This is a genomic window from Bradyrhizobium sp. Bra78 (assembly GCF_024519855.1).
Lineage (GTDB): Bacteria > Pseudomonadota > Alphaproteobacteria > Rhizobiales > Xanthobacteraceae > Bradyrhizobium > Bradyrhizobium japonicum_G.
Genome location: NZ_JALJRE010000019.1, coordinates 1 through 19,601 on the forward strand (window position 1 = coordinate 1; position 19,601 = coordinate 19,601).

A 19,601-nucleotide genomic window follows, 5' to 3' on the forward strand; every position below is an offset into this window, starting at 1 on the left:
GTGTCCAGGCTCTCGCTGGTCTCCGTCAGAAACTCCCGCAACAGATCATCCATGAGCTACGCCTTACTGACCTGGACCTTTACGCCTGAGCCGCGCTTGGCATGGACGGAAGCCCTACCCTGGATCGTTAGACATCCCTTTTCACGGTCCCGTTAATTTCATCCTCCGTGCTAATACGGATATTGAAGACAAGTTTGCGGTTCGGCCGCATGAGACAGCGTTTTTTAACAAGACCGGCACTGCGCCGCGAGCGCGAGACGCGTTGGGTAAACGTGCCGATAACGGCGGGGCGAGACCCGCGCGAAAGGCCTGCGCGTCAAGGACGATATGCGCGCCTTCGCGCAATTGGATCGCGCCGCCTGCAAACAGGGGCGCTCGCGCCACCGTCGCTTCGTGGCGTGCCGGGATCCCCAAGGCCAGCCATTGCGGTAAACGAAGGGTTACCCCGCGTCCGAGGCGGTTGGTGCCGCGCTAACCCAGCCGTGCGGCGGAGGCGGCGTCGGCATCGGGACGGTGCTCCGACAGACAATCGTTGATGGCGGCGAGCAGGGCATGCGGCGTGAACGGCTTGCGCAGACAGCGCGCCGCACCGAGCTCCAGCGCCATCCGGAGGAAATCGGGGGCCGGCGAATTCAGATTTGCGAAGGCGTAGCCGGACATCGCGATCAGCGGAATGGCCGGCGCCCGCTCGTGAAAGAGCCGGATCGATTCGAACCCGCGCATGTGCGGCATGAAGATATCGATGATCATCAGGTCGAACTGTTCGTGTTCGAGGGCGCGGAGTCCGGATTCCCCTCCTTCGGCAATCGTCACCCGGAAATTGTTGCGCTGGAGATAGATCTCGATGGCCATGCAGACCATCGGGTCGTCGTCGACAACGAGAATATGGCGCAGACCATCTGTCCCCATTTGAGCTTCCCGTTTCGGCGATTCAATCATCGAACCGTGGGGCACGCCTTTCTCCTTTGCTTTCAGCCGAAAAATGGATGGTCGCGAGGTTCGTTGGCCGAACGGGGAAGACGAGGGACGCAAGATCTGCCGCCACCCGGCGCCAGGGATCGGAGCAATGTTGGAGGGCTGTAAGCGCGCGCCCAACGAATGAGGCCGCGCGGTTCGGCCGGCGTCCGATGGCACCGCGGATGCAATGCTTCCGGCTCATGATGGCCCCCTTGCCGCCTCTTCCTGCGATCCTCGCAGGATTGGCACGCAGGCTCATGAGCGAATCAGCGCGCTATTCTCATTTCCGCCGCAAATGCCTCAGGCTGTCTGCCTCCCAACGGGTATATGGATAGCGACGCAACCTGTATAATATGTTTTGGCCATCGCGCAACTGGACGCCGAACAGAGCGCGATGCCGAGCATTTATCGAACGCGCCGGATCGACCTGATGACCGCGAGCGACCAGCCGCCCAACCTGTTGCTGCAACTGCTCGACGCGGCTGATTTGAATCTGCTGAGTCCCCATCTCGCGACGGTCGAAATGGTCAGGGAATCTGTCTTGAGTGAAGCCGGTGCCGCGCTGAGACACATCTACTTCCCGCACGGCGGATCGGTATCGATCACGGTCAGCCTTTCGGAAGGACAGACGATCGAAGTCGCGATGCTGGGCCGCGACAGCGTCGTGGGCGGCGGTGCGGCGCTTGCCGACGGCATCGCGCTGGCCGACGCCGTCGTGCTGTTCCCCGGAACCGCTTCCATGCTCGAAATCACGGCCTTCCGCACGGTTGCTGCCGCAAGCACGGCGTTTCGCAGCCTGATGGTCCGCCATGAGCAGGCCATGCTCGCGCACGCGCAGCAATCGTTGCTCTGCAACACGCTCCACCCGATCGAGGCACGGCTGGCGCGCTGGCTGTTGCGGGCCCGCGACCTGTGCGACAGCGAAATCCTCCCGCTGACACAGGAGGTGCTGGCGCAGATGATCGGCGTGCGGCGCAACGCCATTTCCCTGGTCGCACATGCGCTCCAGCGTGCCGGCGTCATTCGCTACACCCGCGGCCAGATCGAAATCATCGATCCGCGGGCGCTGGAGACCACGTCCTGCGATTGCTATTCGGCGGTGAAGGCCAGCCACGCGCGCCTGGTCGGAACCTCGCGGTGATGCCCGCGACGCGATCAGCCCGTAAGCCGAAGCGCACGCAGCAACGCAGCGGCGATCATCGTGGTCGGACATCTTGTCCCAATTGCCAATATATCCCGGCGGGAACATGATGGAACTTGCCCGCACGGGAAGCGACGTCGCCTGCGGCGAGTCGCAGGTGCAGGAGACGGGAGGCGGCTTTGGAAACGATGGTGCGTCCCTCCAACGGTTTCCTGTCCGCCCTTTCGGCAGACGATTATGAACTGATCCGTCCGCACCTGCGTACGGTCGATCTGCCGCATGACGCGGTGCTGGTCGAGACCGGCGAGACGCTCAAGCGCGCCTACTTTCCCCATCGCGGCGTCATCTCGCTGGTGGTGGAACTCGCCAAGGGAGAGCATGTGCAAGTCGCCATGATCGGCCGTGACAGCCTGTTCGGGGCTTTCTCGACCCTGGGCGATGCATGCGCGCTGAATACGGCAATCGTGCTGGTACCCGGCGTCGCGACGGTGGTGGATCTCGACCGGCTGCGCGTCGCGGCCGATCAGAGCGCCACCTTGCGGACGCTGCTCACGCGCCATGGGCTGGCGGTCTACGTGCAGATCCAGCAGACCGCGGGCTGCAACGCCGCCCATCCCGTGGAGTCGCGGCTGTCGCGCTGTCTGTTGCACACCCATGACCTTTCGGGCGACTACCGGCTGCTGCTGACCCAGGAGGCGATGGCGCAGATGATCGGCGCGCGGCGCAACAGCGTGTCGCTGGTCGCCAATAGCCTACAGCAGGCCAATTTCATCCACTACAGCCGCGGCCACATCCAGATCCTCAATCTGGACGGCCTGCGCCGGACGGCGTGCGAATGCTACGCCACCGTGAAGGCGCAGTATGACCGGCTGCTCGGCCCGCGCTGATCGGCGCGTCGTGGTAAACCGGCGGCTAATTGCGGCCTGCAAACACGGGGCGTCCCGCTACCGGAACTGAAATTCGAATGCCGTAGACACGAGCGTGCCTTGCGCCGGTACGGGCCGCGCAGCGGGCCAATCGTGATCGAGGCAGGCAAAGCCATGTTTGAAGTATCCGTCGCGCCGGCGCAGACAGTGCTCGATGCCGAGACTGCACGCGAGCCGGGCGCGTACGAGGCGCTGGTGCGCGAGATCGGCGAGGATGGTGCCGGGGAAGTGCGCGACGTGTTCTGGAGCGAGACCTGTGCGCGCCTGCAACTGTTCCGTGCGCTCTGGCTTGCGCAGCATCGCGCCAGGATCGCGCGCGAAGCGCATTCGCTGAAGAGCGCCGCGGGAACGTTCGGCTATGTCAGGCTCGCGGCGCTGGCGCTGCGGTTGGAGAAGACCGCCGAGAAGCTCGGCGACGCCGAATTCCGCGACCTCCTCGACCTGATGGACGCCGCCTACGCTGCCGCGCGCGCGCAGGAGCCGGAAGGCTAGATTCCTGTTTTGACGCGTTTTCTTCACGCGAAACGGCATCCACTCCGCTCGCAAACGCCCTAATCCCTCTCGCGTGCAAACCCGCCGTACTTCTACGGTTTGGGATTTTCACAGATGGCTAATCATAGGTAGCGATAGTCGCGGGAAACCAGGAGGGTTTCCATGTTCACATACGAGACCGCGGATCAGAAAGAAGTTCGTCGCTTCCGCATCGCGCAGTTCAACGGCCGGATGGCGACGGTGACCGCTGGCGCATCGACGGTGACCGGCTTCGTGCGTTCGGTGGTAGAGCAGGAATCGAGCATGCCGCCGCGCTGGACCATCACCATCATTCCCAACGCACCGAAGGAAGAGCTTAAGCCGCTGCGCCCCTCGCCGCGCACGCGTCCCTTCGCTGAAGATTATTTCTGAGCGCGATCGGATTCCCGGGCTTTCTCGAGCAATCGCTCAAGCGCGGCCCACGCCGCCGGCGGACGGCACAATACGAGACCTTCAGTCGATCGCATGCAGCAGCGCCGCACGGACGAGGTCCGCGGTGTTGCGCGCACCGAGCTTGCGCATCGCCTCCGCGCGATGGCTCTCGAACGTACGCGGACTGATCTGCATCCGAAGCGCACCCTGCTTGTTCGAATAGCCCTCGCTGATCAGCCTCAGCACCTCGCGCTCGCGCTTGGTCAGCCGCTTCTGGCCCGACAGGCCGAGGAACTCGGCGCTCGGCAGGCGCTGCGACTGCGGCGCGCGCGCGGCTCTCGATTCGGCGTCCTCGGTCCTGGACGGGACCGGCGGGCCGCCCGTGTGAGGACCCGCAAGCTGCTTGACCAGGCCACAAACGCGCTCGGTCTGCGTCAGCGCATTCTCCACCACCCGCTGCAAATAGGCGCGGTCACCCGTGACAGGCGCGAGCTGATCGCTGTGATGCTTGATCTCGCCCATGTAAAGCAGCAGCGCCGTGAGGGGGCCGTTGAGCTCGCGGGCGATGGCCGCGGCCATCTCGTCGGCCGCCTTGGCCCCAGCCGCGTTCAGGCGGACGAAATCGAGCTCTTCAGCTGGAGCAGCGCCGCTTTCGTACCGTTCCGACGGCCGCGAATCGGTGGCCGTATCATTCTGTGACCCCATGTCACTCATTTAGCGGAACCGGGGGCGATCTGTGGTTAACTTTTTGCTCCGTAAGACTACGGTGATTTCGACAGTTTTGCGCTCAAACAACGGCGTCGGCACAATTTGTGCTTGCGCGGGGCTGTCGCCGTCCCCGCAAAGGTTGAGATTTCCGCTCAAATCTTGAGCCGCGAGGTGGAAAGCCGCTCCACCACCCAATCCCGCCCGACGCCGGTTCCCCGGATTTTACGAATTAATTAACGGCGGCTTGCTTTCTTAGCACGATTGAGAGCGCGCAAATGCCTCCACGCATTGGGCCCGCAAGCCTTGCGGGAAACGCTGCGAAAGACTGCGTGCCATGAACGAGATCGACCGCCTGTCGGAATTCCTGCAGAGGCTCACGCCGCTGTCGCGGAGCTGTCTGCTCAGCGAACTCGAGCGGCTCGAGCTGTGCGGCATCGACATGCCGGGCTCGCCCGAGATCCAGTCGCGCCTGCGCGCCGAGTTTCGCAAGGACGGATCGACCCAGGCGCGCGCCACCAGTCCCTCGCGCTATTTCTTCGCGCCGCTCGAGCTACTCCTGATCGACGGCGCACCCGAGCATGCCAATATGGGGCGGATCTCGCGCAACACCCTCACCCCGATCTGGGAATGGATCTGCCGCGACCTGCTGCCGACCATGGCGCGCGACTACATCAAGGCGATCAACGACCAGGTCACCGCCAACAATCCCAAGGAAGTGCTGAAGATCGCATCGACCTTCCAGACCAAGGTCGTCAAGGTCCTCGAGAGCACTTTCGCTTCGGCGGAGAGCACCGAGTTCGCGCGCGGCAAGCTCGCGCAATACACCGCCTCGCGCACCGCCTTCGACGACGTGAAGAAGATGCAGCACGTGCTGCGCGCCGGCGCCGCGCTGCCCAAGTTCGGCGAAAAGCTGCCCGAGAAGATCGCGAAATTCGACGACGGCCTGGTTGATCAGATCACCGCGCGGCTCGATGCCTTCAAGAAGGCGAATCCCGAAGCGCTGCCCTTTGCGCTGGCGCTGGTGGCGAGGCGGTTGAAGACGCCGTGGCAATTGGTGCGCCTTGCCACCAAGGCCGCCGCGAGCAAGAGCGCCGCCGACGTCGCCGCCACGCCCTACGCCTGTGTCGTCCACATGGCGCTCGACCAACTCGACGACAAGCGCCTCGCCTTGCGCATCGCACTCCGGCACAACCGGGTGCTGGTCGCGCGCGACCTGCTCTCCGAGATCTACGACACCGAATACGCGCTCAAGGTGCGCATCGACGGCATCGAACATTGCGAATGGGGCATCCGCCTGCAGCAATTGATGGACGCGATCGCGGCGCTGGTGTCCGCCGAGGTGAGCCGCTTCCCGTCCAATGTCGGCCACATCCTCGGATCGCGCCGGCTGCGCAGCCACGACACGCTGGGCGGAAAGCTGTCCTATCTGGCCTGGAAGGGACGCGATGCGATCGAGGACGGCGCGGCGGCGTTCCGCAAATTGATCGGGCAAACCTGATCTTGTGCCGCGAGCGCTAGCGCGGCAGGCAAAGGAAGCGGTCGAGAAATCGTCCCGACAGCACGAATCTGAACCACCAATACAATAGTCGCCGCGTCGTCATTGCTGCGATCCTTCGACAGCCCACCACCGGCTGTCGCGAGCATTAGCGCAGGTGCAGCAATGCGCATGTGACGTGCTTCACATTTGCCGCCCGGCGCATTGTCGCGGAACTGTCACGAGCCAGGCGGCAATATGCGCACGTCGCGCGAAGATGAGTTCTTCGATCGCGTCGCTCGCTTCCATGCTCGGGCGCATACGGCCAATTGAGGCCGGCATTATTCAATTGGGCGAAGTGCGCTCAGGCCCGTCCAATTGCAGGACACCTGGCGCGCGCGGCGTCGAACCGCGCGTCGCGAAATCCCCGCATGATTGTCGCAGGCCTGCACGCCACGCGTGTCCAGACGTGAAAACTTCGCGAAGGAGATCCGAACAATTTTAGGAATGATGCGCGCTTTAACGTTACCCAGATAATCCAGCATTCGGCTGAAGCCTTCCATATTTGAAACTGCTCACGTCGCTAACACCGTCGCGGAACGGGAGTGGTTTGCGATGAACGACGAAATTGTTGAACTCGCCGGACGAAGGCCAAAAACCTTCGGACGGCGAAAGGTAACGCCGCGAGCATGCGTTGCCGACGGCAAGCGCCATTTGCGCGCCTTTCTCGCCGAAGTGCTGGAGGATCTCGGCTTCGTCACCACCGAATGCGCCAGCGCCGACGAGCTGCAGGGCGTGCTGACGCGCGAACTGCCCGACCTGATTCTGCTCGGCATCGCCGCCGACGGCATCGAGCCCGGCACGTTTCTCGAGACGCTGGTGCGCGAGGGCTTCGACGGCAAGGTTCTGGCCGTCGGCGCCCGCGAGTCGATCATCGTTCGGGCCGTGCAGCAGGTCGGCGAGGAATACGGCCTTGCGATGCTGCCGCCGCTGACGACGCCCTTTGCCGCGGAGACGCTGCGCGAGCGCGTCGCGATGCTGCTGCCGGACGAGCCGGCGCCGAGCCCGGCCGTGCACGTCGGCGAGGCGCTGCATGCCGGCTGGCTCGAGCTCTGGTACCAGCCCAGGATCGACGCGCGCACGCTGGTCCGCAGCGGCGCCGAGGCGCTGGTGCGGATGCGTCATCCGACCTGGGGCGTGGTGCCGCCGGCCTATTTCATCCCCGAGGCGCACGATCCGCATCTGCGCGACCTCTCGGAATTCGTGATCGAGCGCGCCGTGCAGGACTGGCACTATCTGCTGGAGCGGCAGAGCCCGGTCGATCTCTCGATCAACCTGCCGGCGGCGTATCTGAAGGAGCCGCAGGCCGTGCGCGATCTCTGCCGCCGCATGCCGACGCATCCGGCCTTCGGCGGGCTGACGATCGAGATCGACAGCGAGGAGGCGATCCGCGATCTCGATCTCCTCGTCGAGGTCGCCCGCGAAGTGCGTCTGCACAATATCGGCCTGTCGGTCGACAATCTCGGCGCCAACTGGCCGTCGCTGATGGACCTCGGCAAGATTCCCTTCATCAAGCTGAAGGCCGACCGGCACTTCGTCACCGGCAGCGGCAATGACCGGCTCAAGCGCACGGTGTGCCGCCACATCGTCGAGCTTTCGCATGGCTATGGCGTGCACGCGGTCGCCGAGGGCGTCGAGAGCCGCGCCGACCTCGTCGTCGCCAGCGAACTCGGCTTCGACCTCGTGCAGGGTTTCCTGTTCGGAAAGCCGATGCCGCTGAAGAAGTTTGCAAGAAGCACGTTGACGCGGACCGTGATGGGAGGCGAGTGAGGCCGCCCGCCTCAGGCAAACCGCCGCGCGAAGAAGACGCAGGCGACCACCAGCGCGGTCGCCGCGATCATGCTCCAGGCGACGGGCTCGCGCAGCAGCAGGCCGGCGAGCGCAAGACCGAAGAACGGCTGGAGCTGCTGCAACTGGCCGACACGGGCGATGCCGCCGATCGCAAGTCCGCGGTACCAGAAGATGAAACCGACGAACATGCTGAAGACCGACACGTAGGCGAGCCCGATCCAGGCGGGCGCACCGACGCCGCTCCAGTCCGGCGGCCAGGTCCAGACCGCGAGCGGCACCATCAGCGGCAGCGCCAGCAGCAGCGCCCAGGAGATCACCTGCCAGCCGCCGAGCCGGCGCGATAGCGCGGCGCCCTCGGCATAGCCGAGCCCGCACAGCACGATCGCGGCGACCATCAGGAGGTCGCCGCGAAGCGATGCGGTGCCGTCGTTGGACAGGGCGAAGCCCGCGACCGTGGCGCTGCCGAGCACGGCGAACAGCCAGAACATCGGCTGCGGCCGCTCGCCGCCGCGCAGCACGCCGAAGATCGCGGTGGAGAGCGGCAACAGCCCGATGAAGACGATCGAATGCGCCGAGGTGATGTGCTGCAGCGCGAGCGCCGTCAGCAGCGGAAAGCCGACCACCACGCCGATGGCGACGATGGCGAGCGAGGCGAGATCCTTGCGCTGCGGCCACGCCTGGCGGAGCAGGCCGAGCACGGCCACGCCGATCAGCGCCGCGATCACCGCGCGCACCGAGGTCAGGAACAGCGCGGAAAATCCGCCGACCGCGACGCGCGTCGCCGGCAGCGAGCCGCTGAAGATGATGACGCCGAGAAGCCCGTTGCCCCAGCCGGTGGCGGAAGAGTGCATGTTGGTCTCGCTTGGTGGATGGTGATCCGATCTGGAGAGGCCAGCCGGGGGTCGTGATGATTACACTTAAGCCTTCCGGGGCGGGACGACAAAAAAGTCGAAAACAACCCCATGCACAGTAGGCGGCGGATGCAGGATCAATGACTTACGCGGGGCCCGGACTCGTTTGACCGGGCGGCGATCCTAGTGTCGGAGGATTCGGATGACGTCGCGCGTCGTTTGACTCGTCGGGCAACACAGGAGCATGATGTCATCATTGCAGGGCCCGTGAGAGCAACGGACATCAGTGAACCTGCCGCAGCAAACGCAGGCGATTTTCTCTTCGGACGCGCCCGATCATTCCGACTTCACGTTGCTGTTCGTCCGCAGCATCGGCGGCAAATCCGAGAAATGAGCGCGCACCCATTGGATGTTGATCTTGCTCGCCCCAACAGTTGGATGCAACCGACGACAGCGCGTGAGCCGAATGGGACGGTGTTCGATCTACCGCGCTTAGAGAAGCACCTCTTATGTGACAGCGATGGCCGTTCCCGGAGCATTTCAATTCATGGGAGGGTAGTGTTGTCGCGGCCGAATTGCAGCGAGAAGGTACTATCGCTTGGTATCGCAACCCGGACCGAGCAAGTCAGGATTCTCTAGGAGTGACATACAAAGACGGCGACGAAATGAAAATCGTGCGGCCGGACTTCATCTTCTTCTCCGAACATGCTGACGGAACTATCCGTGGCGGACATCGTCGATCCGCACGGGATTCATCTTGCAGACGAACTGCCGAAGCTGAAAATCCTGGCAGAATATGCCAGCGCGAATTTGCGTACCTGCCACCGAACAGAGGCAGTGGCGAAGATTGATGATAACGACCGCGCACTCGACCTTACCAAAGATAAAGTCCGGGCGGAGATTCAAGCGGCCACTTTTGCCAGGTCGCTTTATGCCGGCAACTTTGCGAACGACTATACCCTGCCTAGTTGCTGGCTCGGCCCCGAGCATCTCGAAGTAAGGAAGAAGCGATGAACGACCCTGTCACCCACCAAATGGCGGTGGAAAGGCTGCGCGCCGCTGGGGCGGTTCAGGTGGCCGACAAGCTGGCGGCCTTCCGCAACGTGGACGGAGGGCTCGGCGGCTGGGACGGCTTCGTCCGGAAGCAATTTAGCCAGCGGATCGTTGCAGTCATTTGGCCCGAGGAAGGACCGGCACCGAAGCCCCACCTAACACGACCAGCACTTGGATGAACCGAACGCCTCTCGCGAGCCTTGCCCACATGGGGTCAGGTCGGAGGTTGAACAGGAAAAGTCGCAAGGGATTAAATCAGTATGGCGGAGAGGGAGGGATTCGAACCCCCGATAGGCTTGCACCTATGCCGCATTTCGAGTGCGGTGCATTCAACCACTCTGCCACCTCTCCTGAAGGCGCCAAGGTAGGAGCAGGGCCCCTGTGGTTGGGGGCGTTAATAGGCGAGGTTGGCGGGCCAGACAAGGCGCCAAAGGGGAAAATCCGCTGCCTCTTTCATCCCTGTGCTGGAGCCACTTCCGTTCCGATGGATCGGAACGGGGCTCCAGATTCTTGTTTTGGCGCGCTTTCTTGACGCGAACCGGTCTCCACTTCGCTCGAAAACGCTCTCGTCGCCGGAAGGAATTGCCATGGAGCATCTCACGATCAAGGCCAACGGCGCCAATTTCCACGTGGCCCGCGCCGGACGGGGCAAACCGCTGCTTTTGCTGCATGGTTGGCCGGAATTCTGGCTGACCTGGGAGCCGGTGATGGCCCGGTTGGCCGATCGCTTCATGCTGGTCACGCCCGATCTGCGCGGCTTCGGCGGCAGCGACAAGCCAGACGGGCCTTACGGGCCCGATGGCCATGCGGCGGACGTGCTGGCGCTGATGGACGGGCTCGGCATCGCGCGATTCGCCGTGGTCGGCCATGATGTCGGCGGCGCCGTGATGCAGCCGCTGGCCCGGCAGGCACCGGAGCGGATCGCCGGGCTGTTCTTCTTCGATTTCGTCTATCCCGGCATCGGACCGCGCATGGCGGCGCCCGACCGGCTCAACCACATCTGGTATCAATCTTTCCACCAGATGGAGATGGCGCCCGCGCTCGTGGGCGCGAGCCGCGAGACCTGCCAGCTCTATATCAGCCACTTCCTGAAGGGCTGGGCGCATCGAAAGAATGCCTTCGACGACGTCCTCGACGCCTTCGCCGACAATTTTTTCAAGCCGGGCAACATCGCCGGCGGCTTTGCGCATTATCGCGCGTCGCATGCCGGGCGTGTCGCGATGATGAAGGGCGAGGCGTCACGACTGCCGCCAATCGACGTGCCGACCTGCGTCCGCTGGGCCGAGCACGATCCGCTGTTTCCCTATGCCTGGACCGACCGGCTCGGGGAGACCTTTGGCAATGTCGATGTTGCGATGTTTCCCGACGTTGGACACTTCCCGCATCGGGAAGATCCCGATCGCGCGGCAGCCGAGATCGCGGCGTTCTTTCAGAGAATCGGCTGGGGTTGAATTCGGGGAAGCTGGAGCGGATGGGTTGAAGTCGATCGCGCTTGGCCGACGGCAGCGCTCTCTCCGTTCCCTCCCCCCTTGTGGGGGAGGGGCAGTGAGGGGGGTGCCACACGGGAATTCTCTTCGTCGCGCATCCGTCCCGCCACGCCATCAACGACCGTCACCTTTTCCTGGGCTACCCCTCTCCCTAGCCCTCCCCCACAAGGGGGGAGGGAACGCACCTTTGTTAGGGCGCGAGTCCCGTCTCATCATGCTCTCGAGCAGGGGTGGGACCGCCAGACGCGGTAAACACTGGCGGTCCCGTGCCGCTCATTGAAATACTGGCTGGGAAGGGCGGCTTCGCCAGCCAGGTGAGGCGACGATTCGACCCTAGCGTGCGGGCCGTGCGCCGCAACGCAATCCGGTCCTTAACCTAACCAGTCAAGGTTACTCTGGAGCCGGTGTCTCCCCCATCGAGAACTCCCGCGTGGAGAGACCCTCACCCGCCGCGCGCGGGACGATGCTTCGCATCGCCCGAGGCGCGTCCGCCTCTCCCGCGAGCGGGAGAGGCGGAGCAAGCCCGCGGCCGGTGATCCAACCTGAAGCATTCTCTTCAGTCACCCTTGCTCTTTTTCTTCCCGTTGTCCTTGCCGTTCTCGGTAGAATCCCGGTCCTTGTCCTTGCCATTGCCGCCGTCCTTGCGGCGGTTGGTGAAGCGGGCGTTGCCGAGCCCGGTGCCGATGGTGAGCACGCCCCAGCGGTCGACGTCCTGCATGAACGGCACCTCGGACAGGCCCTGAACCACGCCGTCATTGTGCATCAGGATCGCGGTGTCGTGCTCGCCGATCTGCGGAATGCCCTCGATCAGGCTCGCCGGCAGGTTGAACTTGCTGCTCTCCCAATTGCCCGGCAGGTTCTGCGCGCCCTTCTCGATCGAGCCGTCCGCGTTGATCACGCCGGGACAGGCGATGCCGATGAAGGGCGCGAGCTTGTAGCCTTCCTTTTCGGCCTCGGCGATCAGCGCCTTCAGCATCTTGGTGAGCCGCTTCACCGCGCCTTCGCGCGTCGGCTCGTCGTCGGCATGACGCCACAGGTCGGAGTTCACGACCTTGGCCTTCGAGAGGTCCTTGGCCTTCTTCCAGCTGGTCTCAACCAGGCCGCAGCGGATGTTGGTGCCGCCGATGTCGACGGCCAGAATGCTGTCATGGGCCTCGAAGATCCAAGACGGCGCCAGATGCAGCGCGCCGAGCAGGCCGGCTTCATCCGGGTGATGGCGGATCGGCGTCATGTCGATCTTGAACTCCTCGGCCTTGAGGATGATCTCGGTGCGCGCGATCGCGAGCTCACCCAGCCGGGAATCGCGGAATCCACCGCCGACCACGATGCGCTCGGTCTTCCCCCAGGCCTTGGACTTGAGGAAACGCCGCGTGACGTAAGCGAGCTCCTGGGCGAAATCCTCGATCGCGCTGTGCACCACCGCGGAGGCCTCGGTGTCGTCGCCGGCCAGCATGGCGTCCAGCGTCTTCTTGCTGACGTTCTCCGAGGGCTCCTTGCCGAACGGATCCTCGCCGGTCTTGCGCAGCGGCTTGCGCCAGCGCTCGAGGATCTTGCGGAACGCGCCCCTGCTGGCGCGGTCGCCGAGAAAACCGTCCTCGTCCTTCATCTCGATGTTGAAACTGTCGACGTCCACCGAGGGCAGCCGCTCCGCCCCGTGATGGGCGATGCCCGTCGTCGTCTTCACCAGCTCGTCTGTTGCCATGCTAAGCCCTGCCCGCGCGAGAATTCGCGGGGACAACGACGAGGGAACCCGTTGGTTGCAGCGCGGACCGGGATTCGATTGCGGGCATGCGAACGGCCAAATCCTTCAAATCCGGGCCGTTTTCGGCAGTTTTCCTTGACTCGGCGGGGATCGCGGCTATAAGTCCCACAACCGGCGCGGGGCGTTTCTCGCGCCGCTTGTTTTTGCGTGGGTTTTCAAAGGGATAACTCCCGCCCGCACAAAACTCGCATAAACCCATAGCGACTGACAAAAAGCCGGCCCGGACGAATTTCGTCGCGAGGCCGGGATTTGAACACGGAGAAAAAACGATGTTCGCAGTCATCAAAACCGGCGGCAAGCAATACCGCGTCGTGCCGGATGATGTTCTCGAAGTAGGCAAGATCGAAGCCGAAGTCGGCACGATCGTGCAGTTGAACGAAGTTCTGCTGGTCGGCGGCGACACGCCGGTCCTGGGCATTCCGACGGTGGCCGGTGCGTCCGTGGCCGTCGAGGTGCTCGACCACAAGCGCGGCCCCAAGGTCATCGCGTTCAAGAAGCGCCGCCGCAAGAACTCGCGCCGCAAGCGCGGCTACCGCGACGAGATCACGGTGCTTCGCATCAGCGAGATCCTGACCGACAACGCCAAGCCCACCAAGGGCCCGCGTCCGAAGCGGGAAAAGGTCGTCAAGGAAAAGGCAACCGAAGAAGCCGCCGCATAATTTTGTCACGCGCAATCACGAATTGATGCGTGGGAAATCGTGAAATGATTCCGTCAAGGAATTGATCTAGACATACGCAGGATTTCGGAGACGAGCCATGGCTCACAAAAAAGCAGGCGGTTCATCGCGCAACGGTCGCGATTCCAAGGGTAAGCGCCTCGGTATCAAGGCGTTCGGCGGGGAAGTCGTCATTCCCGGCAACATCATTGCGCGTCAGCGCGGCACCACCTGGCATCCCGGCCTTAATGTCGGCATGGGCACGGACCACACTCTGTTCGCCAAGATCGAGGGTCGCGTCACGTTCCAGGCCAAAGCCAACGGCCGCACCTTCGTATCGGTGCTCCCGCTCGCAGAGGCGGCTGAATAGACGGCGGATCAAATCTGGAGTCCGCCGGGTCCTTGACCGAACCGGCGGAGTCCTGAAGATCAAAAGATCGAAGGCTCCAGGGGAGGCAGGGAAACCGGCCTCCCCTTTCGTTTGCGTCCTCACTTTTCACTTAGTGACTTCGACGGAGCCGGACATGTTGCAGGATTTTTCGAGCGTGACCTTGCGGGAGGCGAGACCCAGCGTCGTCGCCACCGAGCGGCTGACCTTGCGGCGGCCGACACTCGCCGACGTCAGGACCATCGCCCTCCTCGCCAATGACCGCCGTGTCGCGGAGAACACCCGCCGCCTGCCGCATCCCTATTCGCAGGACGACGCCGTCGAATTCGTCCGCGCCACCGCCGCGCTCGGCAGCGAGACCGTGTTCCTGATCGAGCACGACAGCGGACCGGTCGGCATGGTCGGCATCGACTGCTCGACGCCCGACAATGCCGAGCTCGGCTATTGGCTCGGCGTCGAGCATTGGGGCCGGGGCTTTGCCACCGAGGCCGCGCGCGGCGCGATCGACTTCTTCTTCGAGGAGTTCGAGGACGAGCACCTCCATGCCGGCGCGCGCGTCACCAATCCGGCGTCGCGCAACGTGCTGGAGAAGTGCGGCTTCCAGTGGAGCGGGGTCCAGCTGCACCGCTTCCTGGCGCTGGGCTCCTCCACGCCCGTCGACTGCTTCCGCCTCTCGCGCGGGGTGTGGTCGTCGCTGAAGAGCTGGAGCAGCGCGCGACGGGTGAGGTAGGGCGTTTACCCTCCCCTGGAGGGGGAGGGTCGGCTCACATTGAGCGCAGCGAAGATGTGAGACGGGGTGGGGTGACGGTCTCTGCCCGTCCAACAGTGCCCGTGCGGAGAGATCACCCCACCCCGCTCGCGCTTCGCGCGATCGACCCTCCCCCTCCAGGGGAGGGTAAGAGCTACGCCGGCGGATTCACCTCTGCACTCGGGCGCCCCAGATCGCGCTCGCGCAAGTAGATGTAGAAGCCGGCGCCGATGATGATGACGGCGCCGACGATGGTGGCGATGGACGGCACGTCGCCGAACACGACGAAGCCGAAGATCACGGCCCAGACGATCATCGAATATTGATAGGGCACGACGACACTGGCCGGTGCGAGCTTGAGCGAGCGGTTGACGCAGAACAGCGCGGTCACCGAGATGCACCCTGCCAGCGCGAAGATCGCGAGGCTGCCCGATGTCGGCGGCACCCAGTGGAACGCCGACAGCACCGCGCCGAGCAGGAACGTGCCGACGAATTGCGAGGACGCCATCACGATGTCCGGCGTCTTGCGCAGGCTGCGCGTGATCAGCATCAAGGTTGCGAACGACAGGCTGCCGCCGAGCGCGATCAGCGCCGGCAGGCTGACGGTCTGCGCCGACGGCCGCAGCGCGATCAGGACGCCGCAGAAGCCGATCAGGATCGCCGTCCAGCGCCGCCAGCCGACCTTCTCGCCCAGGAACACCGCCGACATCGCGGTGACGAAAATCGGCCCGGCCAGATAATAGGTGATGACGTCGGCAAGCGGCAGATAGACGGTCGCAAGGAAGAAGGCGGCGACCTCGAGCGTCGACAGCACGACGCGGAAGAGCTGCAGGCGCGGCCGCTCCAGATGCAGGAACTGGTGGCGCTGCCGCCAGACCAGCGGCGACAGCAGCAGCAGCGCCGCGCAGGCGCGCAGGAACAGCAATTGCCCCACCGAATACGTCCCGACCAGGAACTTGCCCATGGCATCGCCAAACGAGAACATGAAGATCGACAGCACCATGAGTGCGATGCCGGCAAGGCGCGCGGAGCGATCATCATAGGCGGAGAGGTTTTTGAAGAGAGGCATTGCTGTCGATCGTGGAAACCCGTCGTTGCGAGGAGCTCTTGCGACGAAACAATCCAGACTGTGTCCGCGGAGGCGATCTGGATTGCTTCGCTTCGCTCGCAATGACGGGCGGAGAGCGTTCGGAAACCGGCGAATAGAGTCGCTTGCGGTCGTTTTAATGACGTGGGCAGCCGGGACAAGCCCGCTTCGCCGAATTGAACGGATTGTCGCACTCTTCGCGCCGCGGTAGCGATAGGCCGCCCACGAACAGAGAGCTTGGACATGACCGATTTCGATCCGACCCGGCATCGCATGATCCCCGCGCAACGCTGGTTTGAGGATTTCGTGGTCGGCGAGCGCTTCGTGCTGCCGAGCCGCACCCAGACCTCGGCGGTGTTCGCGGCGTTCCAGACCGCGAGCGGCGACACCCATCCAGTGCATTACGACGTGGAGTATTGCCGCAGCCGCGGCATGCCGCATCTGCTGGCCCACGGTTTCCAGACGCTGATCCACACCGCGCCCGGCGCCGGCCTGTTTCCGTTCATGGTCGAGAATTCCCTGGTCGGCTTCCTCGAGCAGTCGAGCCGGTTCCTCAAGCCCGTCTTTGCCGACGACACGATCTATCCTGCGCTCGAAGTCACTGAGCTCGTGCCGGGACGCACGACCGGGACAGTCACGCTCAAAAGCACCGTGTTCAACCAGCGCAAGGAGCTGGTGCTGGAGGGCGCGCAGAAATTCCTGATCCGGCGGCGGCCCGCCTGACGTCGGCTTGGACGTCGGCTTGGACCTCGTCTTGGACCTCATCTTGGGGTTAAGCACGGGGCGAAAATCGCGGAAATTCGGCCGGTTTGCGGGTCAATCCGGGTTGCCGCGCGGGACCGGCTAGCCTACCTATGGCCCATGAAATTCCTTGACGAAGCAAAGGTCTATATCCGCTCCGGTGACGGCGGGAACGGCTGCGTGGCGTTCCGCCGCGAAAAATTCATCGAATTCGGCGGCCCCTCCGGCGGCAATGGCGGCCGCGGCGGCAATGTCGTCATCGAGGTCGCTGATGGGCTCAATACGCTGATCGACTACCGCTACCAGCAGCATTTCAAGGCCCAGAAGGGTGAAAACGGCTCAGGCTCGGACCGTCACGGTGCCAACGGCAAGCCGATCACGCTGAAGGTCCCCCTGGGCACGCAGATCTTCGACGAGGACCGCGAGACCCTGATCCACGACTTCACCAATGTCGGCGAAAAATTCGTGCTCGCCGAAGGCGGCAATGGCGGTTTCGGCAACGCGCATTTCAAGACCTCGACCAACCGCGCGCCGCGCAACGCCAATCCCGGCCAGCCCGGCGAGGAGCGCTGGATCTGGCTGCGGCTGAAGCTGATCGCGGATGCCGGCCTCGTCGGCCTGCCCAATGCCGGCAAATCGACCTTTCTCTCCAAGGTCAGCGCGGCCAAGCCGAAGATCGCCGACTATCCCTTCACCACGCTGCATCCGCAGCTCGGGGTCGTGAATGCCGACGGCCGTGAATTCGTGCTGGCCGACATTCCCGGCCTGATCGAGGGCGCCCATGAAGGTGTGGGTCTCGGCGACCGCTTCCTCGCCCATGTCGAGCGTTGCCGTGTGCTGCTGCATCTCGTCGATGCAACCTGCGAGCATGCCGGCAAGGCCTACAAGACGGTGCGGAAAGAGCTCGATGCCTATGGCGGGCTCCTGACCGACAAGATCGAGATCGTGGCGCTGAACAAGATCGACGCGGTCCAGCCGGACGAATTGAAGAAGCAGAAGGAGCGGCTCAAGCGCGCCGCCAAGAAGACGCCGCTGCTGCTCTCCGGCATCACCGGCGACGGCGTCAAGGAAGCCTTGCGCGCGCTCGCCGACGTGATCGGCGAGAGCCCGGTCTCCGCCAAGGCGAAGAGCGCAGCCGAAGCCGAGCCCTGGTCGGCCTGATCCGGCTCCACTTGTCTTCGCGCCCTCGATGACGCAGCATCAAGCAATCAAGAAACGGCAGGGGCGAAGCATGGCGCGCGCGAAGAACGTTCTCTGGATCATGTGCGACCAGCTTCGCTACGATTATCTCGGCTGCACCGGCCATCCCACGCTGAAGACGCCGAACATCGACGCGATGGCCAAGCGCGGCGTGCTCTTCAGCAAGGCCTATGTGCAGTCGCCGATCTGCGGTCCGTCGCGGATGTCGTTCTACACCGGACGCTACATGCGCTCGCACGGCTCGCACTGGAACGGCTGGCCGCTGCGCGTCGGCGAGCCCACGCTCGGCGACCACCTGAAGAAGATCGGCGTGCGCAACGTGCTGGTCGGCAAGACCCACATGGCGCCCGATCTCGAAGGCATGAAGGCGCTCGGCATCCCGCCGGAATCGATGATCGGCGTGCACGTCGCCGAATGCGGCTTCGAGCCCTATGAGCGTGACGACGGCCTGCATCCGACCGGCCGGCAGCGCCCGAAATACGACGAGTATCTGCGCAAGCAGGGCTTTGAAGCCACCAACCCGTGGGAGCACTGGGCCAATTCCGGCGCGGCCGATGACGGATCTTTGCAAAACGGCTGGCTGCTGGTGCACGCCGACAAGGCCGCGCGCGTGCCGGAAGAGCACTCCGAGACGCCGTACATGACGCGGCGCGCGATGGACTTCATCAGCGAGGCCGAGACCGACGGCAGGCCGTGGTGCCTGCATCTGTCCTACATCAAGCCGCACTGGCCCTACATCGCGCCCGAACCCTATGCCAGCATGTATTCGACATCCGACATGATTCCGGTGATCCGCTCCGAGCGGGAGCGGCAGAATCCGCATCCGGTGTTCGGCGCCTATATGGACATGCGCTACTCCCGCAACATGGCGCGCGACGAGGCCCGCGAGAAGGTGATCCCGACCTATATGGGCCTGATCACCCAGATCGACGACCAGATGGGCGTGCTGATGAAGTTTCTGGAGGAGCACGATCTGCTCGACACGACGATGATCGTGTTCACGTCCGATCACGGCGATTATCTCGGCGATCACTGGATGGGCGAGAAGGATCTGTTCCACGAGCAGTCGGCGAAGATCCCGCTGATCATCATCGATCCCTCGAAGGAGGCCGACGCCACCCGCGGCACGCGCAGCGACGCGCTGGTCGAAGCCATCGACCTCGCGCCCACCTTCGTCGATTATTTCGGCGGCAAGGTGCCGGGCCACATCCTCGAGGGTCGCTCGCTGCTGCCGCTGCTGCGCGGGCCGACGCCGGCCGATTGGCGCAAGGTCGCGTTCTCCGAATACGATTATGTCATGCAGGACGTGCGGCTGAAGCTGAACCAGCCGATCGAGCGCTGCCGCCTGTTCATGGTGTTCGACGGCCGCTGGAAATACATCCACGCGTCGGGCTTCCGCCCGATGCTGTACGACCTCGAAACCGATCCAGAAGAGTTTCTGGATCGCGGCGACGATCCGGAGTGCGCCCCGATCATCGCGCGGTTGCAGGCCGAGCTGTTCGACTGGGCACTGCATCCCAACGATCACATCACCACGCCCCGCGAGAAGATCGCGGCCTATGCCGATAACCAGCTCCAGGTGAAGGGCGGGATCCTGATCGGCATCTGGGACGAAGCGGAGCTGGCGTCGATTCGTGATGGGATCGAGCAACGCGCGAAGCTGTGAGA

Annotated in this window: 21 protein-coding genes and 1 tRNA gene; 15 read left to right on the forward strand and 7 right to left on the reverse strand. The window is 64.0% G+C overall.

What is annotated here, in order from left to right; genetic code table 11:
* Window positions 1-471: 471 nt before the first annotated feature.
* The gene (locus OC450_RS31090; protein ID WP_410050528.1) at window positions 472-954 is read right to left on the reverse strand and encodes a response regulator; all 483 of its coding nucleotides are present in this window, start codon (window positions 952-954) and stop codon (window positions 472-474) included.
* A 433-nt stretch (window positions 955-1,387) separates the two neighbouring features.
* Here OC450_RS31090 and OC450_RS31095 point away from each other — a divergent pair, with 433 nt between their 5' ends.
* The 4 genes from OC450_RS31095 to OC450_RS31110 all read left to right on the forward strand — a co-directional run bounded on the left by OC450_RS31095 (window position 1,388) and on the right by OC450_RS31110 (window position 3,927).
* Window positions 1,388-2,098: a Crp/Fnr family transcriptional regulator gene (locus tag OC450_RS31095; protein WP_262049305.1), complete on the forward strand. Its 711-nt coding sequence runs from the start codon at window positions 1,388-1,390 to the stop codon at window positions 2,096-2,098.
* Between the two features lie 188 nt (window positions 2,099-2,286).
* Window positions 2,287-2,985 (forward strand): Crp/Fnr family transcriptional regulator, encoded by a 699-nt coding sequence (locus OC450_RS31100; protein ID WP_211384204.1) that lies wholly within the window; start codon window positions 2,287-2,289, stop codon window positions 2,983-2,985.
* A 153-nt stretch (window positions 2,986-3,138) separates the two neighbouring features.
* Window positions 3,139-3,516, forward strand: a complete 378-nt coding sequence (locus OC450_RS31105; protein WP_211383568.1) for an Hpt domain-containing protein — start codon at window positions 3,139-3,141, stop codon at window positions 3,514-3,516.
* A gap of 162 nt (window positions 3,517-3,678) precedes the next feature.
* Window positions 3,679-3,927: a hypothetical protein gene (locus OC450_RS31110; protein ID WP_211383569.1), complete on the forward strand. Its 249-nt coding sequence runs from the start codon at window positions 3,679-3,681 to the stop codon at window positions 3,925-3,927.
* An 81-nt stretch (window positions 3,928-4,008) separates the two neighbouring features.
* On the opposite strand, the gene OC450_RS31115 is transcribed toward OC450_RS31110, so the two are convergent.
* Complete coding sequence (locus tag OC450_RS31115; RefSeq protein WP_262049273.1) at window positions 4,009-4,632, reverse strand: helix-turn-helix domain-containing protein; 624 nt, start codon at window positions 4,630-4,632, stop codon at window positions 4,009-4,011.
* A gap of 337 nt (window positions 4,633-4,969) precedes the next feature.
* Between OC450_RS31115 and OC450_RS31120 the strand changes: the two genes are divergently transcribed.
* Window positions 4,970-6,133: a hypothetical protein gene (locus OC450_RS31120; RefSeq protein WP_262049274.1), complete on the forward strand. Its 1,164-nt coding sequence runs from the start codon at window positions 4,970-4,972 to the stop codon at window positions 6,131-6,133.
* A 317-nt stretch (window positions 6,134-6,450) separates the two neighbouring features.
* On the opposite strand, the gene OC450_RS31125 is transcribed toward OC450_RS31120, so the two are convergent.
* On the reverse strand, window positions 6,451-6,654 hold the full coding sequence (locus tag OC450_RS31125) for a hypothetical protein (RefSeq protein ID WP_262049275.1): 204 nt from the start codon (window positions 6,652-6,654) through the stop codon (window positions 6,451-6,453).
* A gap of 70 nt (window positions 6,655-6,724) precedes the next feature.
* On the opposite strand from OC450_RS31125, the gene OC450_RS31130 reads away from it, so the two are divergent.
* Window positions 6,725-7,939, forward strand: coding sequence for an EAL domain-containing protein (locus OC450_RS31130; RefSeq protein WP_262049276.1), 1,215 nt, complete (start codon window positions 6,725-6,727; stop codon window positions 7,937-7,939).
* An 11-nt stretch (window positions 7,940-7,950) separates the two neighbouring features.
* On the opposite strand, the gene OC450_RS31135 is transcribed toward OC450_RS31130, so the two are convergent.
* Entirely contained in the window at window positions 7,951-8,811 is an 861-nt protein-coding gene (locus OC450_RS31135) for a DMT family transporter (protein ID WP_262049277.1), read from the reverse strand.
* 723 nt (window positions 8,812-9,534) lie between these two features.
* Between OC450_RS31135 and OC450_RS31140 the strand changes: the two genes are divergently transcribed.
* Window positions 9,535-9,825 carry a hypothetical protein gene (locus OC450_RS31140; RefSeq protein ID WP_211383574.1) on the forward strand — a complete coding sequence of 97 codons (291 nt, stop codon included), beginning with the start codon at window positions 9,535-9,537 and terminating at the stop codon, window positions 9,823-9,825.
* Window positions 9,822-10,043, forward strand: a complete 222-nt coding sequence (locus OC450_RS31145) for a hypothetical protein (protein ID WP_211383575.1) — start codon at window positions 9,822-9,824, stop codon at window positions 10,041-10,043. Before OC450_RS31140 ends, OC450_RS31145 begins: the two co-directional genes overlap by 4 nt.
* Before the next feature lie 82 nt (window positions 10,044-10,125).
* On the opposite strand, the gene OC450_RS31150 is transcribed toward OC450_RS31145, so the two are convergent.
* Window positions 10,126-10,215 (reverse strand) — tRNA-Ser (locus OC450_RS31150).
* 236 nt (window positions 10,216-10,451) lie between these two features.
* On the opposite strand from OC450_RS31150, the gene OC450_RS31155 reads away from it, so the two are divergent.
* On the forward strand, window positions 10,452-11,315 hold the full coding sequence (locus OC450_RS31155) for an alpha/beta fold hydrolase (RefSeq protein ID WP_262049278.1): 864 nt from the start codon (window positions 10,452-10,454) through the stop codon (window positions 11,313-11,315).
* A gap of 592 nt (window positions 11,316-11,907) precedes the next feature.
* Here OC450_RS31155 and OC450_RS31160 read toward each other — a convergent pair.
* Window positions 11,908-13,053: an ROK family protein gene (locus tag OC450_RS31160; protein WP_256808654.1), complete on the reverse strand. Its 1,146-nt coding sequence runs from the start codon at window positions 13,051-13,053 to the stop codon at window positions 11,908-11,910.
* 329 nt (window positions 13,054-13,382) lie between these two features.
* On the opposite strand from OC450_RS31160, the gene rplU reads away from it, so the two are divergent.
* From rplU to OC450_RS31175, 3 genes are all read left to right on the forward strand, one after another.
* Window positions 13,383-13,772 carry a 50S ribosomal protein L21 gene (gene rplU / locus OC450_RS31165; RefSeq protein WP_256808657.1) on the forward strand — a complete coding sequence of 130 codons (390 nt, stop codon included), beginning with the start codon at window positions 13,383-13,385 and terminating at the stop codon, window positions 13,770-13,772.
* 97 nt (window positions 13,773-13,869) lie between these two features.
* Complete coding sequence (gene rpmA / locus OC450_RS31170; protein ID WP_008137923.1) at window positions 13,870-14,139, forward strand: 50S ribosomal protein L27; 270 nt, start codon at window positions 13,870-13,872, stop codon at window positions 14,137-14,139.
* Between the two features lie 154 nt (window positions 14,140-14,293).
* Complete coding sequence (locus OC450_RS31175) at window positions 14,294-14,887, forward strand: GNAT family N-acetyltransferase (protein ID WP_211383579.1); 594 nt, start codon at window positions 14,294-14,296, stop codon at window positions 14,885-14,887.
* Window positions 14,888-15,059: 172 nt separating this feature from the next.
* On the opposite strand, the gene OC450_RS31180 is transcribed toward OC450_RS31175, so the two are convergent.
* On the reverse strand, window positions 15,060-15,974 hold the full coding sequence (locus OC450_RS31180) for a DMT family transporter (RefSeq protein ID WP_211383580.1): 915 nt from the start codon (window positions 15,972-15,974) through the stop codon (window positions 15,060-15,062).
* A 261-nt stretch (window positions 15,975-16,235) separates the two neighbouring features.
* Between OC450_RS31180 and OC450_RS31185 the strand changes: the two genes are divergently transcribed.
* From OC450_RS31185 to OC450_RS31195, 3 genes are all read left to right on the forward strand, one after another.
* On the forward strand, window positions 16,236-16,715 hold the full coding sequence (locus OC450_RS31185) for a MaoC family dehydratase (RefSeq protein ID WP_211383581.1): 480 nt from the start codon (window positions 16,236-16,238) through the stop codon (window positions 16,713-16,715).
* 138 nt (window positions 16,716-16,853) lie between these two features.
* On the forward strand, window positions 16,854-17,894 hold the full coding sequence (gene obgE, locus OC450_RS31190) for a GTPase ObgE (protein ID WP_256808659.1): 1,041 nt from the start codon (window positions 16,854-16,856) through the stop codon (window positions 17,892-17,894).
* 70 nt (window positions 17,895-17,964) lie between these two features.
* Window positions 17,965-19,599: an alkaline phosphatase family protein gene (locus OC450_RS31195; RefSeq protein ID WP_211383583.1), complete on the forward strand. Its 1,635-nt coding sequence runs from the start codon at window positions 17,965-17,967 to the stop codon at window positions 19,597-19,599.
* Window positions 19,600-19,601: the final 2 nt, after the last annotated feature.

Bases quoted from the DNA above. Each gene is read 5' to 3' on its own strand.
- OC450_RS31095 (WP_262049305.1), top strand. From the start codon at position 1,388: ATGACCGCGAGCGACCAGCCGCCCAACCTGTTGCTGCAACTGCTCGAC.
- OC450_RS31130 (WP_262049276.1), top strand. From the start codon at position 6,725: ATGAACGACGAAATTGTTGAACTCGCCGGACGAAGGCCAAAAACCTTC.
- OC450_RS31175 (WP_211383579.1), top strand. From the start codon at position 14,294: ATGTTGCAGGATTTTTCGAGCGTGACCTTGCGGGAGGCGAGACCCAGC.
- OC450_RS31195 (WP_211383583.1), top strand. From the start codon at position 17,965: ATGGCGCGCGCGAAGAACGTTCTCTGGATCATGTGCGACCAGCTTCGC.
- OC450_RS31145 (WP_211383575.1), top strand. From the start codon at position 9,822: ATGAACGACCCTGTCACCCACCAAATGGCGGTGGAAAGGCTGCGCGCC.
- OC450_RS31135 (WP_262049277.1), bottom strand. From the start codon at position 8,811: ATGCACTCTTCCGCCACCGGCTGGGGCAACGGGCTTCTCGGCGTCATC.
- OC450_RS31100 (WP_211384204.1), top strand. From the start codon at position 2,287: ATGGTGCGTCCCTCCAACGGTTTCCTGTCCGCCCTTTCGGCAGACGAT.
- OC450_RS31125 (WP_262049275.1), bottom strand. From the start codon at position 6,654: ATGCTGGATTATCTGGGTAACGTTAAAGCGCGCATCATTCCTAAAATT.
- OC450_RS31110 (WP_211383569.1), top strand. From the start codon at position 3,679: ATGTTCACATACGAGACCGCGGATCAGAAAGAAGTTCGTCGCTTCCGC.
- rplU (WP_256808657.1), top strand. From the start codon at position 13,383: ATGTTCGCAGTCATCAAAACCGGCGGCAAGCAATACCGCGTCGTGCCG.
- OC450_RS31160 (WP_256808654.1), bottom strand. From the start codon at position 13,053: ATGGCAACAGACGAGCTGGTGAAGACGACGACGGGCATCGCCCATCAC.
- rpmA (WP_008137923.1), top strand. From the start codon at position 13,870: ATGGCTCACAAAAAAGCAGGCGGTTCATCGCGCAACGGTCGCGATTCC.
- OC450_RS31180 (WP_211383580.1), bottom strand. From the start codon at position 15,974: ATGCCTCTCTTCAAAAACCTCTCCGCCTATGATGATCGCTCCGCGCGC.
- OC450_RS31185 (WP_211383581.1), top strand. From the start codon at position 16,236: ATGACCGATTTCGATCCGACCCGGCATCGCATGATCCCCGCGCAACGC.
- OC450_RS31120 (WP_262049274.1), top strand. From the start codon at position 4,970: ATGAACGAGATCGACCGCCTGTCGGAATTCCTGCAGAGGCTCACGCCG.
- OC450_RS31155 (WP_262049278.1), top strand. From the start codon at position 10,452: ATGGAGCATCTCACGATCAAGGCCAACGGCGCCAATTTCCACGTGGCC.
- OC450_RS31105 (WP_211383568.1), top strand. From the start codon at position 3,139: ATGTTTGAAGTATCCGTCGCGCCGGCGCAGACAGTGCTCGATGCCGAG.
- OC450_RS31115 (WP_262049273.1), bottom strand. From the start codon at position 4,632: ATGGGGTCACAGAATGATACGGCCACCGATTCGCGGCCGTCGGAACGG.
- obgE (WP_256808659.1), top strand. From the start codon at position 16,854: ATGAAATTCCTTGACGAAGCAAAGGTCTATATCCGCTCCGGTGACGGC.